General features: G+C 68.8%; 18 protein-coding genes. 9 read left to right on the forward strand and 9 right to left on the reverse strand.

The window, feature by feature from the left end:
• Positions 1-77 precede the first annotated feature (77 nt).
• Positions 78-2,936, forward strand: a complete 2,859-nt coding sequence (locus AB0J16_RS27930) for an FAD-linked oxidase C-terminal domain-containing protein (RefSeq protein ID WP_358544729.1) — start codon at positions 78-80, stop codon at positions 2,934-2,936.
• 72 nt (positions 2,937-3,008) lie between these two features.
• Here the strand turns inward: AB0J16_RS27930 and AB0J16_RS27935 are convergent, their stop codons facing one another.
• Positions 3,009-4,481 (reverse strand): aldehyde dehydrogenase, encoded by a 1,473-nt coding sequence (locus AB0J16_RS27935; RefSeq protein WP_358544730.1) that lies wholly within the window; start codon positions 4,479-4,481, stop codon positions 3,009-3,011.
• Between the two features lie 374 nt (positions 4,482-4,855).
• Between AB0J16_RS27935 and AB0J16_RS27940 the strand changes: the two genes are divergently transcribed.
• The 4 genes from AB0J16_RS27940 (at position 4,856) to AB0J16_RS27955 (ending at position 8,678) form a co-directional block, all read left to right on the forward strand.
• Positions 4,856-5,398, forward strand: coding sequence for a thiamine pyrophosphate-binding protein (locus AB0J16_RS27940; protein ID WP_358544731.1), 543 nt, complete (start codon positions 4,856-4,858; stop codon positions 5,396-5,398).
• Positions 5,385-5,930, forward strand: a complete 546-nt coding sequence (locus tag AB0J16_RS27945; RefSeq protein WP_358544732.1) for a thiamine pyrophosphate-dependent enzyme — start codon at positions 5,385-5,387, stop codon at positions 5,928-5,930. The genes AB0J16_RS27940 and AB0J16_RS27945 overlap by 14 nt, the downstream gene beginning before the upstream one ends.
• A gap of 262 nt (positions 5,931-6,192) precedes the next feature.
• A complete protein-coding gene (locus tag AB0J16_RS27950) occupies positions 6,193-7,593 on the forward strand; it encodes an MFS transporter (RefSeq protein ID WP_358544733.1) in 1,401 nt (466 codons plus the stop codon).
• A gap of 32 nt (positions 7,594-7,625) precedes the next feature.
• On the forward strand, positions 7,626-8,678 hold the full coding sequence (locus tag AB0J16_RS27955) for a hydroxyacid dehydrogenase (protein ID WP_358544734.1): 1,053 nt from the start codon (positions 7,626-7,628) through the stop codon (positions 8,676-8,678).
• 117 nt (positions 8,679-8,795) lie between these two features.
• On the opposite strand, the gene AB0J16_RS27960 is transcribed toward AB0J16_RS27955, so the two are convergent.
• Positions 8,796-9,962, reverse strand: coding sequence for an acyl-CoA dehydrogenase family protein (locus AB0J16_RS27960; protein WP_358544735.1), 1,167 nt, complete (start codon positions 9,960-9,962; stop codon positions 8,796-8,798).
• A gap of 162 nt (positions 9,963-10,124) precedes the next feature.
• Between AB0J16_RS27960 and AB0J16_RS27965 the strand changes: the two genes are divergently transcribed.
• Together AB0J16_RS27965 and AB0J16_RS27970 are read left to right on the forward strand one after the other, a co-directional pair.
• On the forward strand, positions 10,125-11,003 hold the full coding sequence (locus AB0J16_RS27965) for an alpha/beta fold hydrolase (protein WP_358544736.1): 879 nt from the start codon (positions 10,125-10,127) through the stop codon (positions 11,001-11,003).
• 118 nt (positions 11,004-11,121) lie between these two features.
• Entirely contained in the window at positions 11,122-12,054 is a 933-nt protein-coding gene (locus AB0J16_RS27970) for a GNAT family N-acetyltransferase (protein WP_358544737.1), read from the forward strand.
• Between the two features lie 25 nt (positions 12,055-12,079).
• On the opposite strand, the gene AB0J16_RS27975 is transcribed toward AB0J16_RS27970, so the two are convergent.
• From AB0J16_RS27975 to AB0J16_RS27985, 3 genes are all read right to left on the reverse strand, one after another.
• Entirely contained in the window at positions 12,080-13,519 is a 1,440-nt protein-coding gene (locus tag AB0J16_RS27975; protein ID WP_358544738.1) for an MFS transporter, read from the reverse strand.
• Positions 13,520-13,864: 345 nt separating this feature from the next.
• Complete coding sequence (locus tag AB0J16_RS27980; protein ID WP_358544739.1) at positions 13,865-14,545, reverse strand: phosphatase PAP2 family protein; 681 nt, start codon at positions 14,543-14,545, stop codon at positions 13,865-13,867.
• Positions 14,532-15,278 (reverse strand): phosphatase PAP2 family protein, encoded by a 747-nt coding sequence (locus tag AB0J16_RS27985; protein WP_358544741.1) that lies wholly within the window; start codon positions 15,276-15,278, stop codon positions 14,532-14,534. The genes AB0J16_RS27980 and AB0J16_RS27985 overlap by 14 nt, the downstream gene beginning before the upstream one ends.
• Before the next feature lie 98 nt (positions 15,279-15,376).
• Here AB0J16_RS27985 and AB0J16_RS27990 point away from each other — a divergent pair, with 98 nt between their 5' ends.
• A complete protein-coding gene (locus AB0J16_RS27990; protein WP_358544880.1) occupies positions 15,377-16,285 on the forward strand; it encodes a diacylglycerol kinase family protein in 909 nt (302 codons plus the stop codon).
• Between the two features lie 3 nt (positions 16,286-16,288).
• On the opposite strand, the gene AB0J16_RS27995 is transcribed toward AB0J16_RS27990, so the two are convergent.
• From AB0J16_RS27995 to AB0J16_RS28010, 4 genes are all read right to left on the reverse strand, one after another.
• Positions 16,289-17,500, reverse strand: a complete 1,212-nt coding sequence (locus AB0J16_RS27995) for a dipeptidase (protein WP_358544742.1) — start codon at positions 17,498-17,500, stop codon at positions 16,289-16,291.
• A gap of 96 nt (positions 17,501-17,596) precedes the next feature.
• The gene (locus AB0J16_RS28000; RefSeq protein WP_358544744.1) at positions 17,597-18,388 is read right to left on the reverse strand and encodes a DUF1206 domain-containing protein; all 792 of its coding nucleotides are present in this window, start codon (positions 18,386-18,388) and stop codon (positions 17,597-17,599) included.
• A gap of 86 nt (positions 18,389-18,474) precedes the next feature.
• The gene (locus AB0J16_RS28005) at positions 18,475-19,362 is read right to left on the reverse strand and encodes a hypothetical protein (RefSeq protein ID WP_358544746.1); all 888 of its coding nucleotides are present in this window, start codon (positions 19,360-19,362) and stop codon (positions 18,475-18,477) included.
• Positions 19,363-19,400: 38 nt separating this feature from the next.
• On the reverse strand, positions 19,401-19,697 hold the full coding sequence (locus AB0J16_RS28010; protein WP_358544747.1) for an FCD domain-containing protein: 297 nt from the start codon (positions 19,695-19,697) through the stop codon (positions 19,401-19,403).
• Here AB0J16_RS28010 and AB0J16_RS28015 point away from each other — a divergent pair.
• Positions 19,696-19,941, forward strand: coding sequence for a hypothetical protein (locus AB0J16_RS28015; RefSeq protein WP_358544749.1), 246 nt, complete (start codon positions 19,696-19,698; stop codon positions 19,939-19,941). The two genes, AB0J16_RS28010 and AB0J16_RS28015, sit on opposite strands and share 2 nt — an antisense overlap.
• Positions 19,942-19,981: the final 40 nt, after the last annotated feature.

Below are 19,981 nucleotides of genomic sequence, written 5' to 3' on the forward strand. Positions count from 1 at the left end.
CCCCGGCCGCGGAAATCCAGCACGCCCTCATCAGGTTTTCCCGCTGCCGTCACCGATCCACCGCGTCTAGGAGACCCGTGTCGCTCTCTGCTCCTTCTGAACATGACCTCGCCGCGGCCCTGAAGGCCGCCGGGCTGGCCGAGGTGGATGTCTCGCGCCGCGCACGAGCGGAGTTCTCCAGCGACGCCTCGATCTACCGTGTCGCGCCTGCCGCAGTAGCTTTCCCCCGCTCGGCTGACGAGGTGCTCGCCGCTTTGTCCGTGTGCCGGGAAGCGGGCGTGCCGATCACTGCCCGCGGCGCGGGCACATCCATCGCGGGCAATGCCATCGGGACCGGGCTGGTGCTGGACTTCTCCCGGCACATGAACCGCGTGTTGGGCCTCGATCCGAAGGCCGGTACCGCCCGCGTGCAGCCCGGGGTGGTGCTGGACGCGCTGCAGCGGCAGGCGGCACCGCATGGCCTTCGGTTCGGGCCGGATCCGTCGACGCACAGCCGTTGCACCATCGGCGGCATGATCGGCAACAACGCCTGCGGTTCGCGGGCGTTGGGCTACGGCCGGACCTCGGACAACGTGCAAGGCCTGGTCATGGTGGCCGGGACGGGGGAACGACTCGACCTGCGGCGCGGCACCGGCCCGAACTCCTCCCCAATCCTGCGGCAACTGCAGCGGATCGTGCACGACAACCTTGCCGTCATCCGGACCGAACTCGGGCGCTTCGGTCGGCAGATCTCGGGCTACTCCCTCGAGCATCTGCTGCCGGAACGCGATTTCGATGTCGCCCGGAGTGTGGTCGGAAGCGAGGGCACCTGGGGACTTCTGCTGGAGGCAACCGTCAACCTGGTGCGGCGCCCGGCTCATCAGGCGCTGGTCGCCCTGGGCTACGCCGACATGGCGGCGGCCGCCGATGCCGTGCCAGCCCTCCTCGGCCACCATCCGGTGGCCGTCGAAGGACTCGACAGCAGGATCGTCGACGTGGTGCGGGAGCGGCAGGGCGCCGCCGCCCTGCCGGATATGCCGCGCGGCGGTGGATGGCTGCTGGTGGAGATCACCTCAGACGCCCCCCAGCTGCTGCCGGATATGGCACGGCGGGTGGTGGCGGACGCCGCGGCGTGGGACCACCGTGTCGTCACCGACCCGGCCGAGACAGCCGCGATCTGGCGTATCCGTGAGGACGGCGCGGGCATCGCCGCCCGGCCGAGCGGCGGCCGCATGGCCCACGCCGGGTGGGAGGATGCCGCTGTCCCGCCGCAGAAGCTCGGGCCCTACCTCCGTGACTTCGATGAGCTGCTGTCCGAGCACGGCCTGCGCGGTGTCCCCTACGGTCATTTCGGGGACGGCTGCGTGCACACACGCATCGACTTCCCGCTGGACACACCGGACGGTGCCACCGCGTTCCGCGCGTTCATGGAGTCCGCAGCGGCCTTGGTCGCCTCCTACGGCGGATCCATGTCCGGCGAGCACGGCGACGGACGGGCCCGCAGCGAGCTGCTCAGCACGATGTACTCTCCCACCGCCCTGGCCGTGTTCGCCGCGGTGAAGGCCGTGTTCGATCCCGGCAACCTCCTCAACCCCGGGGTCCTGGTCGCCCCCCGCCCGATCGACGCCGATCTGAGGCTGCCCGCGGCTGCCCCCCTCGACCAGGGGCTCGCGCTCGCCTTCGACGACGACGCCGGAGACTTCTCCCGTGCCGTGCACCGCTGCACCGGGGTGGGCCGCTGCCGTAACGCCGAGGGCACCGCCTCCGGGCAGGTCATGTGTCCCTCCTACATGGCCACGGGAAACGAGAAGGACTCCACCCGGGGTCGCGCCCGGGTCCTGCAGGAAATGGCCAATGGCACGCTCGTCTCCGGCGGGTGGCGCGCCCCTGAGGTGCACGAAGCACTGGATCTGTGCCTGTCCTGCAAAGGATGCGCGTCGGACTGCCCCACCGGCGTGGACATGGCAAGCTACAAGGCGGAGGTCCTGCACCAGGCCTACCGGGGTCGGCTCCGGCCGCGCACCCATTACGCCCTGGGGTGGCTGCCCCTCTGGGCCCGCCTCGCGTCGCGGCTACCGCGGCTGACCAACTGGCTGATGCGTGCGCCCGGCCTGGCCCGGTTGGGCAAGTTCGCCGCCGGCGTGGACCAGCGCCGGGATCTGCCCGAGTTTGCCGCCCGGTCCTTCCGTTCCTGGTTCGACCAGCGCGCTGTCCGGGCTGACGGGGATCCGGTGCTGCTGTGGGTCGACACGTTCACCGAGGTCTTCTCCCCTCAGGTGGGGATCGCCGCCGTCCGTGTCCTAGAGGACGCCGGATACCGCGTGGAGCTCAGTCCGCGGGGTCTGTGCTGCGGGCTGACCTGGATCAGCACGGGGCAACTCGACACGGCCCGCAGAACCTTGGGGCGCAGCGTCACCGCACTCGCGCGGTCGGCTGCCGCGGACACCCCCATCGTTGCCCTTGAGCCCTCGTGCGCGGCCGTGTTCCGTGGTGACGCCGTCGAACTCCTCCACCGCACCCACGGTGCTGAGGCACGATCCGTCGCATCAGCCACCCGTACGTTGGCCGAACTGCTCGCCGCCCGCCCCGGCTGGCAGGCGCCCGACCTCACCGGGACGACGGTGGTGGCGCAGCCGCACTGTCACCAGCATGCGGTGATGGGCTGGGACACGGACCGGTCGCTGCTCACCAGCGCCGGGGCCGACGTCACTGCTGTGGGCGGCTGCTGCGGGCTCGCCGGAAACTTCGGCGCCGAGAAGGGACACTTCGACGTGTCCGTCGCGGTCGCCGAGACCGCCCTGCTGCCCGCGGTCCGGGCCGCCACGGACGACACCGTCGTGCTGGCCGACGGCTTCTCGTGCCGCACCCAACTCGACGCGCTCGCGCCCCGTGCGGGAAAGCATCTAGCGGAGCTCCTCGCCGAACGCCGCACGGAAGAGTACAACACCGGCCACTGAGGCCGAGTGGAGCACCCGCCGGTTCGCCCCGCAGCGGCCGGGACGGGCAAGACCAGTTCGAGGACCCGGCGATCAGCCCAGCCGGAAGGGATCGCGGCTGACACCGGACAGCTCGGTCCACACCGCCTTGGTCTCGGTGTAGGAGGCCATGGCCTCGTAGCCGTTCTCGCGGCCGATGCCGCTGGCCTTGAATCCGCCGAGAGGCACGGCTGGCGACACCGTGCGGTAGGCGTTGATCCACACGGTCCCAGCCTCCAGCCGGGCCGCAATCCGGTGGGCGCGCCGGATGTCGTTCGTCCAGACCGCCGAGGCGAGGCCGTAGGGAATGTCGTTGGCCAGTGTCACGACCTCGTCCTCGGTCTCGAAGGGGATGATCGAGGCGACCGGACCGAAGATCTCCTCCTGCGCGATCTTCTGGCCGTTGCGCACGTTACCGAAGACGGTGGGCTCGACGAACAGGCCACGGCGGAGGTCTTCTCGATCGGATCGCCGACCGCCGGCGAGGAGCTCGGCACCCTCGCCTGTGCCGGCCTCGATGTAGCCCATGACCTTGTGGAGCTGGGCCTCGAACGCCAGGGGGCCAAGCTCGGTCTCGTCCAGGACGGGGTCTCCGATGATCAGGTCGCGGGCGCGCTTGGCCAGCGTAGAGCTGACCTCGCCGAGGATGCCGCGGTGCACGAAGAGGCGCGAGCCGGCCATGCAGGTCTGTCCGCCGGCGGCGAAGATGCCGCTGACCGCCCCGTTGACAGCGCTTTCGAGGTCCGCGTCATCGAAGATGATGTTGGGCGATTTGCCGCCGAGTTCGAGGGTCACCCGGGTCAGGTTGTCGGCTGCGGCCTTCATGACGTGTTGTCCGGTGGCGGTCGACCCGGTGAAAGCGACCTTGTTGATGCCTGGGTGGGAGACCAGCGCCTTCCCGGTCTCGCCCGCGCCGGTCACCACGTTGAAGACGCCGTCGGGGAACCCGGCTGCCTTGACGAGCTCGGCGAGCAGCAGGGTGGATGCGGAGACGTGTTCGGACGGCTTGACGACGAACGTGCACCCGGCCGCGAGGGCGGGAGCCAGCTTCCAGGTGAGGAGGATGAGCGGTGAGTTCCACGCGGTGATGGCCGCGACCACGCCCACCGGCTCGTTCCTGGTGTAGACGAGGAAGTTCGACTTCTCCGGGATGATCGAGGCGCCCCGGGAAGTCTCGGCGAGCCCGGCGAAGTACGTGTAGTACGACGGCAGTGACTCGGCCTGCCCTCGCATCTCACGGAGCAGTTTGCCGTTCTCGATCGTGTCGGCGAGCGCGAGTTGTTCGGTGTTCTCGGCGATCAGGTCGGCGAGGCGGCGCATCAGTGCCGCGCGCTCGGCACCGGTCGTCTGGCGCCACGGCCCCTCGTACGCTCGCTGGGCCGCGGTCACGGCGCGGTCAACATCTGCGGCGCTGGCCTCCGGGAACGTGGCCCAGGTCTCGCCGTTGTACGGGTCGATGCTGTCGAACCGGACGCTGGTGACCGATGACACCGACTCGCCGTCGATGAACATGTCGAAGGCGCTCACTTCGTGATGCTCGTGACGCACGTGAGCTGGGTTGATCGACGTCAAGGATCCTCCTCGGCTTGCGCTGGCTGAAAGCGCGCAAATTGCTGGTAAGGCACCCGCCCCAGTCCACGCGGGACTGGCTCGTATGTTGCTCGGCACGTGCTGCGCCAGCGCGAGCGTCGACGGAACCGTTGCTTGACGCTAGTGCCGTGTCTGCCTGCGCGACCACGGGGGAAACGACAGGGCGCTGACCACGATGTTGGGCGTTTGACCGATGGCAGGTGGGGCGGGATTGCCAAGGATGGGACGGCGAGTTCAGGAGCCTTGTGGCCGCGGCCCGGGGCACACCCCTGGAAGAGTCCGATGACAGAGGTGAATGTGGTGATTGTGCGATGAGCGGTGCGTCATCCGGGATCGTTCCGTCGCGGCTCGATTGGCAGGAGGACGTGGCGAAGCTCCTGATCGAGGGCGGAGTCACCGTCGCCGTCTACGTCCCTGATTCGCGGCTGGACGGGATCCTTGCCCACTTGGCCGAGAGCGGTCTTCCAATGAGGTCCCTCCCACGAGAGGAGGAGTGTGTCGCCTATGCCGCCGGTCAGCGAGTCGCCGGGCAGAAGCCGGTGCTGTTGATGCAGAGCTCCGGCGTCGGCAACGCACTCAACGCCTTGAGCACGCTTGCCGTGCAGTACCGGCTGGGGCTGCCGATGATCCTGTCGATGCGCGGAACGCTCGGCGAGACCAACGCTTCGCAGATCACCATCGGCAAGGCCACGACGGCGCTCCTCGCGACCATCGGCATCCAAAGCTTCGGGATGAAGCGGCGTGACGAGGCGCCGGCGCTCGTGAAGGGCCTCCTTGCCATGGCATGGGGAGCCGAGGAGACGGCCGCGATCACGCTCGACGCGGAACTGGGAGGAAATCGTGCAGGTCACTGATGTTGTCGAGACGATCGTCGAAACCTACCCGGACGCCGTTCTGGTTTCGTCCCTGGGCACGGCGACCTCGGCGGTTCTGAAGGTCAGCGACGACGGGCCCCACTTCTACCACGGTGCAGCCATGGGGTCGGCCGTTCCGAGTGCGCTCGGTCTGGCCGAGGCCGTGCCCGACAAGCAGATCGTCGCCGTCGTGGGTGATGGCGACCTGCTCATGGGGATGAGTTCGCTGTGGTCACTCTCGGCGTACCCCGTAAGTAACCTGATCGTCGTCGTACTCGAGGACGGCGCATACTCGATCACCGGTGGGCAATCGCTCTCCGTGCCCCTTCATGTTGCCGATGTCGCGAACACGCTCGACCATCTGTCCGGCGGGACCGCCGTCGACCAGGCCGAGCTGCGCACTGCGTTGAAGACGATCGGTCAGCCCGGCATCATCTCGGCACAGATCTCGAAGAAGGTCTGGCCGGGCCCCTCACCATTCGTGAACCCGGCACGCGTCTCTTGGCGAGTTCGCGACGCGCTGCGGAAGTAGCTCGGAAGCGAGACCCTGGCTGATCGCGCTGTTGAGAACTCCAACGCGGTGTTGCGCCTGTCGTCGACATGCCCAATGAGTCGAAGCCCGAGCGACGCATAGGTTCATCGTCAAGCGTGACGGAGGCCACACGCCTAACTGGCCAAAACGGACCCCCCACGGAATCGGCGCCTCAGGCGCCGGACTTCGGCACATCGATGCGGCTGGCGCCTTCCGGTATGCCGAGCTGAGCCCGTACTGCCTCAGACCTGAAAGGCACACCATGAAAGCGCGCACTGAACCTCCACGTGGCCGCGTCCTCGCGAATGGGATCCGGGCAAGTCTCGGCAACTTCCTGGAGTACTTCGACTGGTTCATCTACGCGAGCTTCAGCCTGTACTTCGCTGCGAGCTTCTTCCCGTCCGAGAATAAGACAGCACAGTTGCTGTCCACTTCACTGGTGTTCGCGCTCGGGTTCCTCATGCGACCGATCGGCAGCTGGCTGCTGGGACGGTTCAGTGACGCGGCCGGCCGACGCGCGGCGCTCACGCTCTCGGTGGCGCTGATGTCCGCCGGCTCGCTGCTCATCGCCTGTACCCCGAGCTTCGCGACCATCGGTGTCGCGGCGCCGATCCTGCTCACCGTCGCCCGCCTCCTGCAAGGTCTCTCCCTCGGTGGTGAGTGGGGCTCATCTGCCGCCTACCTGGCCGAGATCGCCGGGCCCGGTCGCAGGGGGCTGTTCTCCGGCATCGGGTACGTCGCAGTGGTCTTCGGGCAGTTGCTGAGCGTGGGCGTCCTCCTTGTGCTGCAACACTTCCTGACCCGTGAGGAACTCCAGGCATGGGGTTGGCGGATCCCGTTCCTCCTCGGCGCCGCGATGGGCCTGGTCATCTTCTACCTGCGCCGCGCGATGGACGAGTCCGACCAGTACGAAACCCACAAGCGCGAAGCGGCCGAGCTGGAGCAGACGGGAATCGCACCCGAGAAGAAGGGCCTGCTGGCTGTCGTCGCGGAGTACCCCAAGCAGTTCATCGTCGCGATACTTCTCGTCACCGGCGGAACCGTCAGTTACTACACGTACACCATCTACATGTCCAAGTACATGGTGAACACCGCCGGCTTCGACGAGAACACCGCAGCCACCGTCAGCTTCGCCGCACTCTTCATCTTCATGGCGTTGCAGCCCGTCACAGGCGCACTCTCCGACAAGATCGGACGACGCACGATCCTGCTCATCTTCTCCGGTGGCATCATGCTGGTCACGGTGCCCGCCTTCATGATCATCAGCCAGACCGACAGCGCCCTCGTCGTGTTCGGGCTCATGTCGCTGGGAGTCGTCCTCACCACGGGCTACTCGGCACTCGCGGGCATCGTGAAGGCCGAACTCTTCCCCACGAAGATTCGCGCTCTGGCGGTCGGCCTCTCCCATGCCGTCGGCAACGCGCTCTTCGGTGGCACGACCGAGTCGGTCGCCCTCTCCTTCAAGGGGGCGGGCCACGAGAGCGGGTTCTACTGGTATGTCGTTCTCTGCGCGGGCATGACGTTCTTCGCGGCGCTCTTCCTGTACCGCGACACCTCCAAGCAATCCGTGCTGGACACTCCGAGCGTATTGAGCGATGCGGCCGCGGACAGGCTCGGCACCCCGGCAGGTGAGGCTGCGGCCCGGCCTGGTCCGGGAGCGTGACGGCGAGGCAGAAGGAGAAGGGACACAGCCGTATGAGCCGCGCGACCCGAAACTTGGTGTACTTCGAGAGTTGGTCCGACGACCGGACAGCACTGAGCATTCTCGCCAATCACGGCACCGTCGACGTAAAAGCACTGCGCTACGATGCCGAAGCCACCGAGAACTTCGCCGCCCTGCGCACCGCACACGGATACCAGATCGCTACTCGCGGACAACTGAGGCGGCCATGGTTCGGCGACGCCGGCCTCCTCCGCGCGTGCCCGTCACTGCTGGCCATCACCTCGACCGGATCCGGTTACGACATGATCGACATCGACGCGTGCACCGAGGCCGGTGTCATCGTCTGCAACCAGACCGGCAGCAACGCGACCGCCGTCGCCGAGCATGCCGTCGGACTCATGCTGGCGGTTTCTAAGAAGATCAACGAGGCCGACCGCGCCCTGCGTAACGCCGATGAGCGCGACCGCTTCGGGTACGGATCGATCAATCTGAGCGGAAAAACTGTCGGGATCATCGGTCTCGGCGAGATCGGCCGGCGGACGGCCGCGTTGTGTCGCGGCTTCGGCATGCGTGTCCTGGCCCATGACCCGTATCTGACGACTGCCGAGATCGAGGCGCGCGGCGCACACGGCACACCGCTGCGCGAGCTTCTCGCAGCCTCCGACTTCGTCACCGTTCACTGCCCGCGCACGGATGAGACGATGGGCATGTTCGACCGGTCCCTGTTCGAGACCATGAAGCCCACCGCGTACTTCATCAGCACCGCCCGCGGCGGCGTCCACGACGAGGACGCGCTCTACGAGGCACTGCGGTCGAAGAGGCTGGCCGGCGCCGGCTTGGACGTGTTCCTCGAAGAGCCCCCCAGTGCGGACCACCCGCTGCTCACTCTGGAGAACGTGGTCGCCACCCCGCACATCGCCGGCCTCTCGGCCGACGCACTCAAGACAATGGCGTCCTACGCTGCGACGCAGTGGCTGGACATCTTCAGCGGCAAGGTGCCGCCGAGGCTGGTCAATCCAGAGGCGTGGCCGCTGTATGCACGTCGCTTCGAGGCGCAGTTCGGCTTCAAGCCCGACGCACTTTAGCGTGTTCCGCGGGTAGTGCCGGGCAGCGAAGGTGCCGGGAGTCGTGGTTCGGCCAGAGCCGAACCGGTCCGGTCACCTCCCTGCTCGGCCACCTGGTCCATCCCGAGACCTGGCCCCTCACGCCTCCAGGGCGAAGAGCATCCAGGACTGGCCCGGAGCCAGGCCGGCCAGTTCACGGCCGCACTCCTGAAGCACCTGCGGGCCCGAGGTGATGTGCTGGGTGCCGGCGTGGACGTCCCTGAACAGCCGCTGGATCAACCCGTCCCGCAGCGCCGAGGTGCCGCCCGACGCGTAGACGAACCGGGCCACCTCGGCGATCGTCGACGTGATGTGGTTGAGCGCGAGCCGCACCATGGTCTCCTGGCGTACGTCGAGGGTCCGGCCCGCGTCCAGGGTGCGTTCGGTGTCGTCCCAGGTCTCGTGGACCAGGGCCTTGGCCGCACGGAACGCCGCCTCGGCGCGGGCGAAGTCGGCGTGGAAGGCATCGCTGGTGGCGATCTGGCCGGGCCGCCCGGCCCGCGCCCCGGCGTGTCGGCTCAGCTCGTCGAGCAGCCGGCGGCCGACGCCGAGCGCCCAGCCGGAATGACAGATCAGCGCCTGGTCGAGGACGCCGAGCCGGAAGATCGCGCCGCCGCGCAGCGGTTCGTTGTGCGTGAAGATGTGAGTCTGCGACTCCGGTACGAAGGCGCCGTCGATGGAGTAGTCGATGCTGCCTGTGGCGCGCAGGCCCAGGACGTCCCAGTTGCCGAGCATCTTGACGTCTTCGATCGGGGTGATGAAGATCCGGGCCTCGTCGGTGCCCTCGACGGCGCCCAGGCTGTGGGCGTACTGGGCGTGCGGCATGCCCGAGGCGAAACCCCACTGGCCGCTGAGGCGGAAACCGCCGTCTTCGCGTACGGCGGTGCCCGGCCGGGTGCCCTGGCCCGCGATGACCGGCATCCGCGGGCCCGTGAAGATCCGTGCGACGGCCTCGTCACCCAGGTAGGCGCCGGCCGTACCGTTCTCCAGGGTGGTGGCCATGACCACCCAGCCGGTCGAGGGGTCGGCGTACGACAGTTCCTCGAAGACGGCGAGCAGTTCTCTGGGGGACGACTCGGCGCCGCCGAGCGGCGTAGGCACCCATATGCCGAAAAGTCCCGCCTCATGCAGGGCATCCACGACGGGTGTGGTGAGCCTGCCCTGTGCCTCGGCGGCGGTCGCCTCACGCTCGATCAGTGGGCGCAGGTCACGGGCTCGCTCCAGCAAGGTGGGGCCGGCTGTGTGAAGGCGCAGCGTGTCGCTCATGTCCAGGTACTCCTGTTCGTGATCGTTGACGCTCTTACTCCGTCAGATCACGTCGGCAGCACATTGTCCAGAGCCGCGGCCGTTCTTCCTCCCCGTACGGATCTGGCGCGGCCAGTAGTTCTACAGAAGGCGCCCGTAGCCCGGGACGGCATGCTTTGAGGCATGCAAAACGTGAACATCTGGAGCGAAGAGTTCGGCGCCGAGACGGATGCGCCGATCCTGTTGATCATGGGTTCGATGTCGCAGGGCGTCCTGTGGCCAGACGAGTTCGTCGGCCGGCTGACCGCCGGGGGCCGCCGGGTGATCCGGTACGACCACCGCGACACCGGCATGTCGGGCACCGTCGACTTCGCGGCGGATCCGTACACATGGGATGACATCAAGAACGACGTCTACCGCGTGATGGATGACCACGGCCTGGCCAGCGCGCATCTGGTCTGCCACTCGGCGGGCGGCCTGCTCGGCCAGTTCGTCGCGGTGGAGCGGCCGGAGCGGGTGCGGTCGCTGACCGTCATCGGCTCCTCCCCGCTGGGCGGCGGCGAGGGCCAGGTGATCATGCGGGCCCTGCTGGGGCAGCCGCAGCCCGAGGGGAGCCTGCCGGAGCCGGCACCGGAGTTCACGGCCTTCTACCGTACGCTGATGGCCGCCCCGCCACCGGCCGACCGGCGCGCGCGGATCGACGGCATGATCGCCGAGCAGCGGCTGCTGCACGGCACCGGGTTGCCGTTCGACGAGGACGCGGCGCGGCGGCTGCAGGAACGGATCTACGACCGGGCCCGCGACCTGTCGGCGGTGGCCAACCACCGGCTGGCCGCCATGGCCAAGCCCGACTTCGAGCCGGCGGGCGTACTCCATCAGGTCAAGACGCCCACCCTGGTCATCGAGGGCAGCCACGAGCCGGCCAAACCGGGCCACAGCGCGATCATCGCCGAACAGATCCCAGGGGCGCGGCTGATGATCGTGGCGGGCATGGGCCACACGCTCCCGCCCGAGGTGCACGAGGAACTGGCCGCCGCCATCCTCGCGCACACGGCCGAGTGAGGCGTGTTCAGGGGGCCCGCCATCGCGCCGACGCGATCTCACCCCTCATCTGGGCGGGCTTCAAGGAATGGCCGGACATTTAGCTCAGATGATGACAAAAGTTGGGTACTTTCTTCAGATGATCTCCTACCGCCCTACCATCTCCGCCGACCTCGACCGCGTGACCGCGTGGAGCGTGACCGAGCCCGTCGGCTGGATCCCCGCCGACCGTTACCTCGCGGATCTGGCCGAGAACATGTACCGGCCGGGATGGACATGGATCGCCGAGGTTGACGACCAGGTCGTGGGACGAGCGCTGTGGTGGGGGCCGAGGGACAGCGCGCACCCGGTCGCGCTCGACTGCCTCGACGTGGACCCCGCGGTGGGTGACCGCACCGCCGTCGCCGCCGAGCTGATCAGGGCCGCGCTGGCCGGATTCCCAGAGCCGGTGCAGTACGCGATCAAGGCGGCCGGCGGCTGGCGCGCCGATCCGGCCACCTCGATGGCCGTGGAATGGCGGCGGGCGGCAGCACACGCGGCCGGCCTCACCCAGGAGGTGGAGCGGCTGCAGTTCGAGTGGGCGCCGGCCGACGGGGTGCCCCCGGCGGCCGGGACGCTGCGGTTCGCCGAGGCGTCCGATGAGGAGTTCCTGGCGGTGTTCACGAGAATCGCCGAAGGCAGCCTGGACTTCCAGACCCGAACGAGCGTGGCGGCCAAGGGCGTGGACGCGACCGCGCGCGAAGAGATGGACTTCTATCTCAGGGCGCCGGGCAAGCGGGAGTGGTGGCGGATCGCCTATACGCACCAGGGCGAGGTGGCGGGAATGGCGATACCCTCGGCGACGCCGTACAACGTGAACGTCGGATATCTGGGGGTGGTCCCGGAGCTCCGGGGGCGCGGCTACGTGGACGAAGTACTCGCCGAGATCACTCGCATCCACGCGGCCAACGGAGAGCTCCGCGTCACGGCTACCACCGACGTGGGCAACGCCCCGATGGCGGCCGCGTTCGCTCGCGCCGGATACCGCAACACGGAGATCCGGATCAACCTCTCCAACGATCTCCGGCCCTAGCCCGTCCGCTGCCGATGGCCGGCCGTCATGCCGCCTGGCCTGCCTCGGCGGCCGTCAGGGGAGTGGCGATCTCCTCCAGGCCCTTGCGTTCGGCCTTGACGCCCAGGAAGAGCTCCACCAGACCGGCCGCGATCATGATGATGGCCCCGATGGAGAAGGCCAGTGCCGTGTCGCCCGGCACGCCCGTCTCGACCAGGTGGGCGAAGACGAGCGGGCCCGCGATGCCGCCGGCCGCCGTGCCGATGGCGAAGAAGAACGCGATGGCCATCGCCCGCGTCTCCATCGGGAAGATCTCGCTGACCGTCAGATACGCCGAACTGGCTCCCGCCGAGGCCACGAACAGCACCACCGACCAGCAGGCCGTCAGCGTCACCGCGGTGAGCATCCCCTGGTTGAAGAGCCAGGCCGTGCCGAGCAGCAACAGCCCCGATCCGATGTACGTGGCGGAGATCATCGGGATCCGGCCGACCGTGTCGAAAAGCCGCCCGAGCAGCAGCGGGCCCAGGAAGTTGCCGACCGCGATGACCGCGAAGTAGTAGCCGGTATGCGTGTCGATCTTGAAGAACGTGGACAGGATCTGCGCGTACCCGAAGGTGATCGCGTTGTACAGGAACGCCTGGCCGATGAAGAGCGACAGACCGAGCACCGTCCGCTTGGGATAGAGCGCCACCATGGTGTGCGCGATCCGGACGAACCCGATGGACTTGCGCTGATGAATCGTCATCGACTGCGCCGGCTCCGGCAGGTCCCCGCCCACCTGGCGCTCGATGTCGTCGACGATCTCCTCGGCCTCCTGGCCACGGCCGTGGATGAACAGCCAGCGCGGGCTCTCCGGTACGTGGCGCCGTACGAGGAGAATGGCCAGGCCGAGCACCACGCCCAGCCCGAAGGCGACGCGCCAGCCGATGTTGACCGGCAGGTCGTTCAGCAGCGGCACGGTCAGCAGGGCGCCGCCCGCCGCCCCGAGCCAGTAGCTGCCGTTGATGATGATGTCGATCCGTCCCCGGTGGGCGCTCGGGATCAGCTCGTCGATGGCCGAGTTGATCGCCGCGTACTCCCCGCCGATGCCGAAGCCCGTCATGAACCTGAACAGGAAGAACCACCACGCGTCGAACGACAACGCGGTCATCAGGGTCGCGACCAGGTAGACGACCAGGGTGATCAGGAACAGCTTCTTCCTGCCGAACCGGTCGGTCAGCCAGCCGAAGAACAGCGCCCCCGAACAGGCGCCCGCGACATACAGAGCGGCGGCCAGGCCGGCGACCTGCGCCTGCGTGATGTCCAGGCCACTGCCGGGTTTGGCGAGCTGGGCCGAGAGGTTGCCCACGATGGTCACTTCGAGCCCGTCCAGGATCCAGACGGTGCCGAGGCCGATGACGATCATCCAGTGCCAGCGTGACCAGTGCAGCCGATCGAGTCTCGCGGGCACCTTGGTGGTGATGGTGCCAGTCTCCAGGTCGCTCATGAAGTCAACTCGCTACCCCGAGGCCGGCTCGCAAACGTGCCACGAAACTGCCGCGTGATCTTCAGCTGTCATCATCCGGTCCCATGACCCGTCCCTTACTCGCGGGCGTGTGCCTGCTGGCCGCACTCCTGGGCTGCGGCGCCACGCCCCCCGCCGTAGCGACGCGGCTGGCCGAGAACGGCTGCGCGCCCAAGATGCGGTACGTGGAGTCGAGGAGGGAGGAGGTCGGCCTCATCTATATCGTCCCAGCGGAGCAGGACTGGCCGAAGTACAGAACGGCGTACTGCCTGGCCGCCGCCGGGAACGGCGCGAAGCTCGTCGGCCGCGTGCTCAAGTTGCAGCCGGCTACGCCGGTCGGACGAGCTCCGGCGCCTGATGCCCACGCTGCCTTTCGCGCCGGTACAAGATCGCCCGAGCGGCCATCACCACGCAGCCGATGCCGAGGAGCAGGCCCCAGGTGATGTCGGTGAGGAAGTGCATGCCCCGGTACAGGCGGGAGAAGGCGACGATGAGCGGCGCGGCGATGCCGAGCACCCAGATCACCACCTGAAGCGCCCGGTTGCGGACGTGCATGCTCAGGATGAGCGCGACCGAGCAGTAGAACCCGACGGCGGCGCTGACGTGCCCCGACGGGAAGCTGGAGGTGGGCGGGGCCGGGTCGATGTGCTGCACCGGCGGCCGGTGCCGGCCGACGGGCGTGGTGGTGGCCAGGAAGATGAGCGACTGGCTCCAGACGGCCGCGATCAGGAAGATCGATTCCCGCCAGCGCTTGTACACGAGTCTGAAGACGATCGCGGCTATCGCGGTGAGTGCCACGATGTACGGAGTGTCCGAGAGGCTGGTGCCGAAGTCGGTAAGCGTGTTCCACAGTGGGGTGCGTCCGGCGGCCAGGCCCCGGCTCACCTCCGCCTCACCGGTGGGCCAGGCGACGATCAGCTTGCCCACGCCGAACGTCACCGCGGCCATCAGGACCATCGGCAATAAGATCGTCAGCGCGTAATACTTCGCGTGCTCAGTTTTGGTCATGGGTCACCTTCTCTGACTCGGGTTCCACTCCTTCGGCCAGCGGAGAGTTGGGCCTGCGGCCCTGTTCGCGCCGCCACGTCTCGAATCCCGCCGCGGTGGCGGCGACCACGGCCACGCCCAGGATGATCCCGGCGACCACGTCGCTCACCCAGTGCACGCCGAGCGCGATCCGGGTGTAACCGACCGACAGCACCAGGAACCAGGCGATTGCCCAGGTCACGCGCCGCCCCCACCGGGGCAGCATGGGCAGGAGGAGCAGGACGACCACTCCCGCGCCGAGCGTCACGTTGACCGCGTGGCCCGACGGGAAGGAGTCGCCGGGCGCGAGCGCGACGGGATCCGGCAGGTGCGGTCTGGCGCGGGCAGTGATGATCTTGAGCGCCAGGCCGAGCAGCCCGCCCACGGTGATGGTGGCGATCGCCCAGACGGCCAGCCGTCGCGCGCCCTTGTGCCACAGCCAGGCGGCGAACGCGATGACCGCGATCCGCCACGGCCACGGGCCGAACAGATCCGTCCACACGATGAGCACCCTGGTCACGTCTGGATGGGTGATCGCGTACGCGTGCAGATCATCGGCGACCTGCTTGTCCAGTCCGTTGACCGGCATCTTGGCCACGACGAGCAGCAGGCTGAACGGAACCATGATGAGCGCCACCGCGAGGCTGGCGATCGTCAGCCGCAGTCCCAGGCTGCGGTCAGGATCGACGCGAGCTTTGACCCATTGGCGGCTCACTGTCCTGATCCTCCCTCGGTTGGCATTCGCGCTCGGCTACCCACACAGCGGCCATTGATTCCTGCCTGAAAACCGGTGTCGAGGGTAGTCCGGTGACCATGTCCCCCACCGTGGCGGTCGTCGCGCACCGCAAGAAGACTCTCGGCGCAGGCCTGGACAGGCTGCGCGTGCTCATCACCGAAGAGGACGTCGGCGAGCTCCTCTGGTACGAGGTGCCCAAGAGCAAGAAGGCGCGCAAGAAGGTCCGGGAGGCGCTCAAGCAGGGCGCCGACCTGGTGTTCGTCTGGGGCGGCGACGGCATGGTGCAACGGTGCGCCGACGTGATGGCCGGCTCCGGCGTACCGATGGCGGTCCTCCCGGCGGGGACCGGGAACCTGTTCGCCAACAATGTCGGCATCCCCATCGACCTCGAAGAGGCGGTGCGCATCGGCTTCCACGGCCGGCGGGAGAAGCTGGACCTGGGAGTGCTGAACGGCGAGCACTTCGCGGTGATGGCGGGAGCCGGGTTCGAGGCCGAGATGATCGCCGACGCCGACCGGCAGGCCAAGGAGCGGCTCGGCAGGCTCAGCTACGTCAAGGCGGCCGTCCGGCACGTCGGCGGGCCGCTGGTGCCGATGGAGATCAAGATTGATGGGACGACGTGGTTCGACGGGGAGGCGAGCTGCCTGCTGCTGGGCAACGTGAGCACGATCGCCGGCGGCATCGAGGCCTTCGACGACGCCCAGCCGGACGACGGCTGGCTGGACGTCGGGGTCTCCACCGCCCAGGGGCCGGTCCAGTGGGCCCGGGTGATCGGCAGGATGGCCACGGGACGCTCGGACGACTCGCCGTTCGTCCGGATCACCCGCGCCAGGAAGGTGTCCGCCCGGTTCGGCGCTCCGCTGACGTACGAGCTCGATGGCGGCGACCGCGAGGCCACCACCCGTCTCAAGGCGAAGGCCGTCCCGGGCGCCCTCACGATCTGCCTGCCGCCGGACGGGCGCTCAGACGAGAGCTGGGACGGGTAGCTGTCATGAGCCGGCGGCCGCGGTGAACCGCACCATGCTCGGCTCCTCGCGATCCCGCAGGTCGGCGGCGGTGGCCTCGGCGCCGCGCAGCGCCCGCAGCACGTTGCGCCCGGCCACCTTCGCCAGATCGTCGTCGGACCAGCCCCGGTCGGCCAGGGCCGCGAACAGCCGAGGGTAGCCGCGCACGTCTTCCAGGCCGACCGGCAGCCCGTCGCACCCGTCGTAGTCGCCGCCGATGCCGAGATGGTCGATGCCGGCCACCTCGCGTATGTGCTCCAGGTGCGCCACCACGTCGTCGAGCGCGACAGCGGGCTTGGGGTGTGACTTCGCCCAGGTGGCCAGGAACTCATGGGTCGCCTCGTAGTCATGGGTGTTGACCCCGGCCGAGCGGGCGGCGTCGGTGCCCGCCTGCCGCCACTCCCAGTTGGCCTGCGACACGAACGAGGGCACGAACACGGCCATGCACACCCCGCCGTTGCCCGCCAGCGTCTCCAGCACGTCATCCGGTACGTTGCGCGGCGCGGAACAGATCGCGCGCGCCGACGAATGGGAGAAGATCACCGGCGCCCGCGTCACACGCAGGGCGTGGCGCATCGTGTCGGCCGACACGTGGGACAGGTCGACCAGCATGCCCAGCCTGTTCATCTCCCGCACGACCTCCTCCCCGAACGCGGACAGCCCGTGGTGCACCGGCTCGTCGGTCGCGGAGTCGGCCCAAGGGGTGTTGTCGTTGTGGGTCAGCGTCATGTAGCGGACGCCGAGCTCGTACAGCATCCGCAGCGCGCCCAGCGAGCAGTCGATCGAATGACCGCCCTCGGCGCCCATCAGTGACGCGATCCGCCCACCGGCGAAGACCCGCTCCACCTCGTCGGCCGTGGTCGCCAGGGCCAGCTGGTCGGGGTAACGCCGGACCATGGCCCGTACGCAGTCGATCTGCTCCAAGGTCGCGGTGACCGCTTGCCCACCGGGCAGCCCGCACGGCACGAAAACCGACCAGAACTGCCCGCCCACCATCCCGGCCGCCAACCGGGGCAGGTCGGTATGGGTCCGATCAGAGGTGTCACCGCTGATCTCGAGCCGGTCGAAGTCGTAGCCGACGAGCTGGCGGGCCGTCCAGGGCAGATCGTTGTGCCCGTCGATCAGCGGGTGCTCGCGCAGCAGCTCGGTCACGTGGCGCAACGAGTCGGTGGACGTGCTCAGAGAAGGTGCTTCCATGCCGATCAGCCAATCACAGGGCATGCCGTCGTGGCGGATCGACCTGCGTCCGACTCAGGTACGTCGCCGGCGGGGATCTCCCAAGCAGCGACGGGCTCAGGTACGCCGCCACCGGGCCTCTCCCAAGCAGTACAGGGCGAACAGCAGCAGCCCCAGCGCCACCACCGCCAGCAGCCAGGGCCCCGCCGGGGTGTCGGCGAACGCCCTGAGCGTCGCGTCGATGCCCCCGGCCTTGTCGGGGTCGAAGGTGATGGCCGCCTGGATCACGAAGACCCCGGCCAAGCCGGCGATCAGGCCGCGCGCGATGTACCCGGCGAGTCCCAGCCGGTCCATCACCGCGCCGGCTCGCGGCGGCATCGGCCTGAGCTGTTTGCGGAACTCCTTCTTGATGCCATACCGCACCCAGTAGACGCCGAGCGCGACGATGCCGAGCCCGACCAGGCCCACGATGACCTGCCCGGCCGGCAGCGCGAGCAGCTTGCCCGTCAGATCCTGGGACCGCTTGTCATCGGACCCGGTCTTGCCGGTCAGCAGCATGGTCAGCAGGGCGGCGCAGATGACCACGTAGACCACGGTCCGGCTGGCCGGCTCGACCCGGTCCTTGAGCTTGTGGGCGCCGAAGATCGCCTCGGACGCCTGCCACAGGGCCAGCGCGGCGAACCCGACGACCATGATCCATAAGAGCACGGCCCCGAACGGCAGCGCGGCCACCGTACTGATCGCCCCGTTCTTGTCGGCCTGCTTGCCTCCACTGCCGAACGCGATCTGGATCGCCAGAACCCCGATCAGCCCGTAGAGCACGCCACGACAAACCAGCCCAACCCGCGCGAGTTTGTCCATAGCCGGGCTGTCTGCCGCCCGGCGTGCCATCGCCTCAGCTTCGCTCATGGATTCTCCCGAGAGTCGTCAAAGACTCTCGGACTGCCCCGGATTCCGCGCTCTAGACCTGCACCCGAGCAGACCAGGGACGGCGCTCAGTCCCGATCGTCCATGACGCCGTAGGTGGAGGCCCGGAACAGGAAGGAGGCCCAGGAGCGGTAGGGCCGCCACGCCTCGGCCAGCTTCCGGTACGCGGCCGGCGGCGCGTCCTCCGGCAGGCCGTACGCCTCCCGGAGGATCGCGAACAGTCGCGGCTCGTCGCCCGGGAACGCGTCCGGCGCGCCCGCGCCGCGAATGAGGATGAGGCCGGCGGAGAACGGCCCCACGCCGGGCAGGCCCCGCAGCTCGGACAGGGCCTCCTCCGGGGCGAGCGCGCGCAGGTGCTCGGTGGTGAGCAGGCCGTCGAGCGCCGCGCGGGCCAGCCCGCGCACCCACTCCTCCTTCTGCGCGGGCAGGCCCAGGCCACCGGCCTCCAGCAAGGTCACGGGCGGGGGAAAGGCCGGGTACACCTGTCCGTCCAAGGTGACCTTCGCGCCGTGCCGCTCCGCGATGCGCTGCTTGAGGCGGGCGGCGATGAGCATCGACGAGCGCTGTACGATCACCGCCCAGCACGCCGCCTCCCACGGGCTCCAGAAGCACACCGGCCGCAGGCCGGGCCGGGCCCGCTGCAGGTCGCCGAGCACCGGGTCGGCCTCGCCGAGCCGGGCGAAACCGGCGCCGTCCACGTCGAGGGACAGGATCCGCGCCACCTCGCCACGGATGCCCGGCCCCGCGGGGCGCGTCGTGGCGACGGCGACCCCGCCCGGCGCGGCCGTCACGCTCACGCCGATGGGCAGCCAGTCGGACTCCGCGCAGTAGGCGAAGCGCAGCGCCCGCCCGTCGGAGGGCAGCGCGCTGGTGGCCGGCCAGTCCTCTACGAAGCGCAGCGAGGCACCGAAGTCGAACGGGCCCTCGGTAGTGAGCGTGAATCCGTGCGTGGTCATGCGCCGTATGTTAGGAGGCCGAGCGGACCGGCCGGGACTCAGCCGTCGACCTCATCCTGATCATGTTTGCGCAGGCGCCAGGCGGCCTGGGCGCCGAGGCTGGTGTCGATGTGCTCGCGCATGACGGCGGCGGCGCTGTCGGCGTCGCCCGCGATCACGAACTCCAGCAGCGCCTCGTGTTCGGCGGCCTTGCGGTCGCGGGCCGTCTGGCCGCGTTCGACCTCCAGCGCGAGCCGCCGGTAGCGGTCGGCCTTGTCCCACAGGCTGTCGAGCGTCTGAATGAGCAGGTCGTTGTGCGATGCCGATGTCGCGGGCGAGCCTGGCCTGCGCGGCATGGGTATCCTCCCGCTGCAGTTCGTGCCTGGTCAGGGCGCCGACGAGCTCGGGCTGACGGGCCGGGAGACCATGACGATCCGTGGCCTCGGACCGATCGGCGACGGCCTCGTCCCGCCCACGCTGACCGTCACGGCCGATGACATCACCTTCGAGGTGAAGGTCCGTCTCGACACCGGACGCGAAGCCGACTACTACCGGCACGGCGGCATCATGCCCTATGTCCTGAGAGGTCTCATGGTGTGACCTCGTGCCGCCTCTGGGTAGGGGCCGACTGTAAGGCACG

The sequence above is a fragment of the Nonomuraea sp. NPDC049750 genome (genome assembly GCF_040659625.1).
Lineage (GTDB): Bacteria > Actinomycetota > Actinomycetes > Streptosporangiales > Streptosporangiaceae > Nonomuraea.

Bases quoted from the DNA above. Each gene is read 5' to 3' on its own strand.
- AB0J16_RS28005 (WP_358544746.1), bottom strand. From the start codon at position 19,362: ATGACCACGCACGGATTCACGCTCACTACCGAGGGCCCGTTCGACTTC.
- AB0J16_RS27990 (WP_358544880.1), top strand. From the start codon at position 15,377: ATGTCCCCCACCGTGGCGGTCGTCGCGCACCGCAAGAAGACTCTCGGC.
- AB0J16_RS27950 (WP_358544733.1), top strand. From the start codon at position 6,193: ATGAAAGCGCGCACTGAACCTCCACGTGGCCGCGTCCTCGCGAATGGG.
- AB0J16_RS28000 (WP_358544744.1), bottom strand. From the start codon at position 18,388: ATGAGCGAAGCTGAGGCGATGGCACGCCGGGCGGCAGACAGCCCGGCT.
- AB0J16_RS27960 (WP_358544735.1), bottom strand. From the start codon at position 9,962: ATGAGCGACACGCTGCGCCTTCACACAGCCGGCCCCACCTTGCTGGAG.
- AB0J16_RS27995 (WP_358544742.1), bottom strand. From the start codon at position 17,500: ATGGAAGCACCTTCTCTGAGCACGTCCACCGACTCGTTGCGCCACGTG.
- AB0J16_RS27955 (WP_358544734.1), top strand. From the start codon at position 7,626: ATGAGCCGCGCGACCCGAAACTTGGTGTACTTCGAGAGTTGGTCCGAC.
- AB0J16_RS27980 (WP_358544739.1), bottom strand. From the start codon at position 14,545: ATGACCAAAACTGAGCACGCGAAGTATTACGCGCTGACGATCTTATTG.
- AB0J16_RS27940 (WP_358544731.1), top strand. From the start codon at position 4,856: ATGAGCGGTGCGTCATCCGGGATCGTTCCGTCGCGGCTCGATTGGCAG.
- AB0J16_RS28015 (WP_358544749.1), top strand. From the start codon at position 19,696: ATGGGTATCCTCCCGCTGCAGTTCGTGCCTGGTCAGGGCGCCGACGAG.
- AB0J16_RS28010 (WP_358544747.1), bottom strand. From the start codon at position 19,697: ATGCCGCGCAGGCCAGGCTCGCCCGCGACATCGGCATCGCACAACGAC.
- AB0J16_RS27970 (WP_358544737.1), top strand. From the start codon at position 11,122: ATGATCTCCTACCGCCCTACCATCTCCGCCGACCTCGACCGCGTGACC.
- AB0J16_RS27975 (WP_358544738.1), bottom strand. From the start codon at position 13,519: ATGAGCGACCTGGAGACTGGCACCATCACCACCAAGGTGCCCGCGAGA.
- AB0J16_RS27965 (WP_358544736.1), top strand. From the start codon at position 10,125: ATGCAAAACGTGAACATCTGGAGCGAAGAGTTCGGCGCCGAGACGGAT.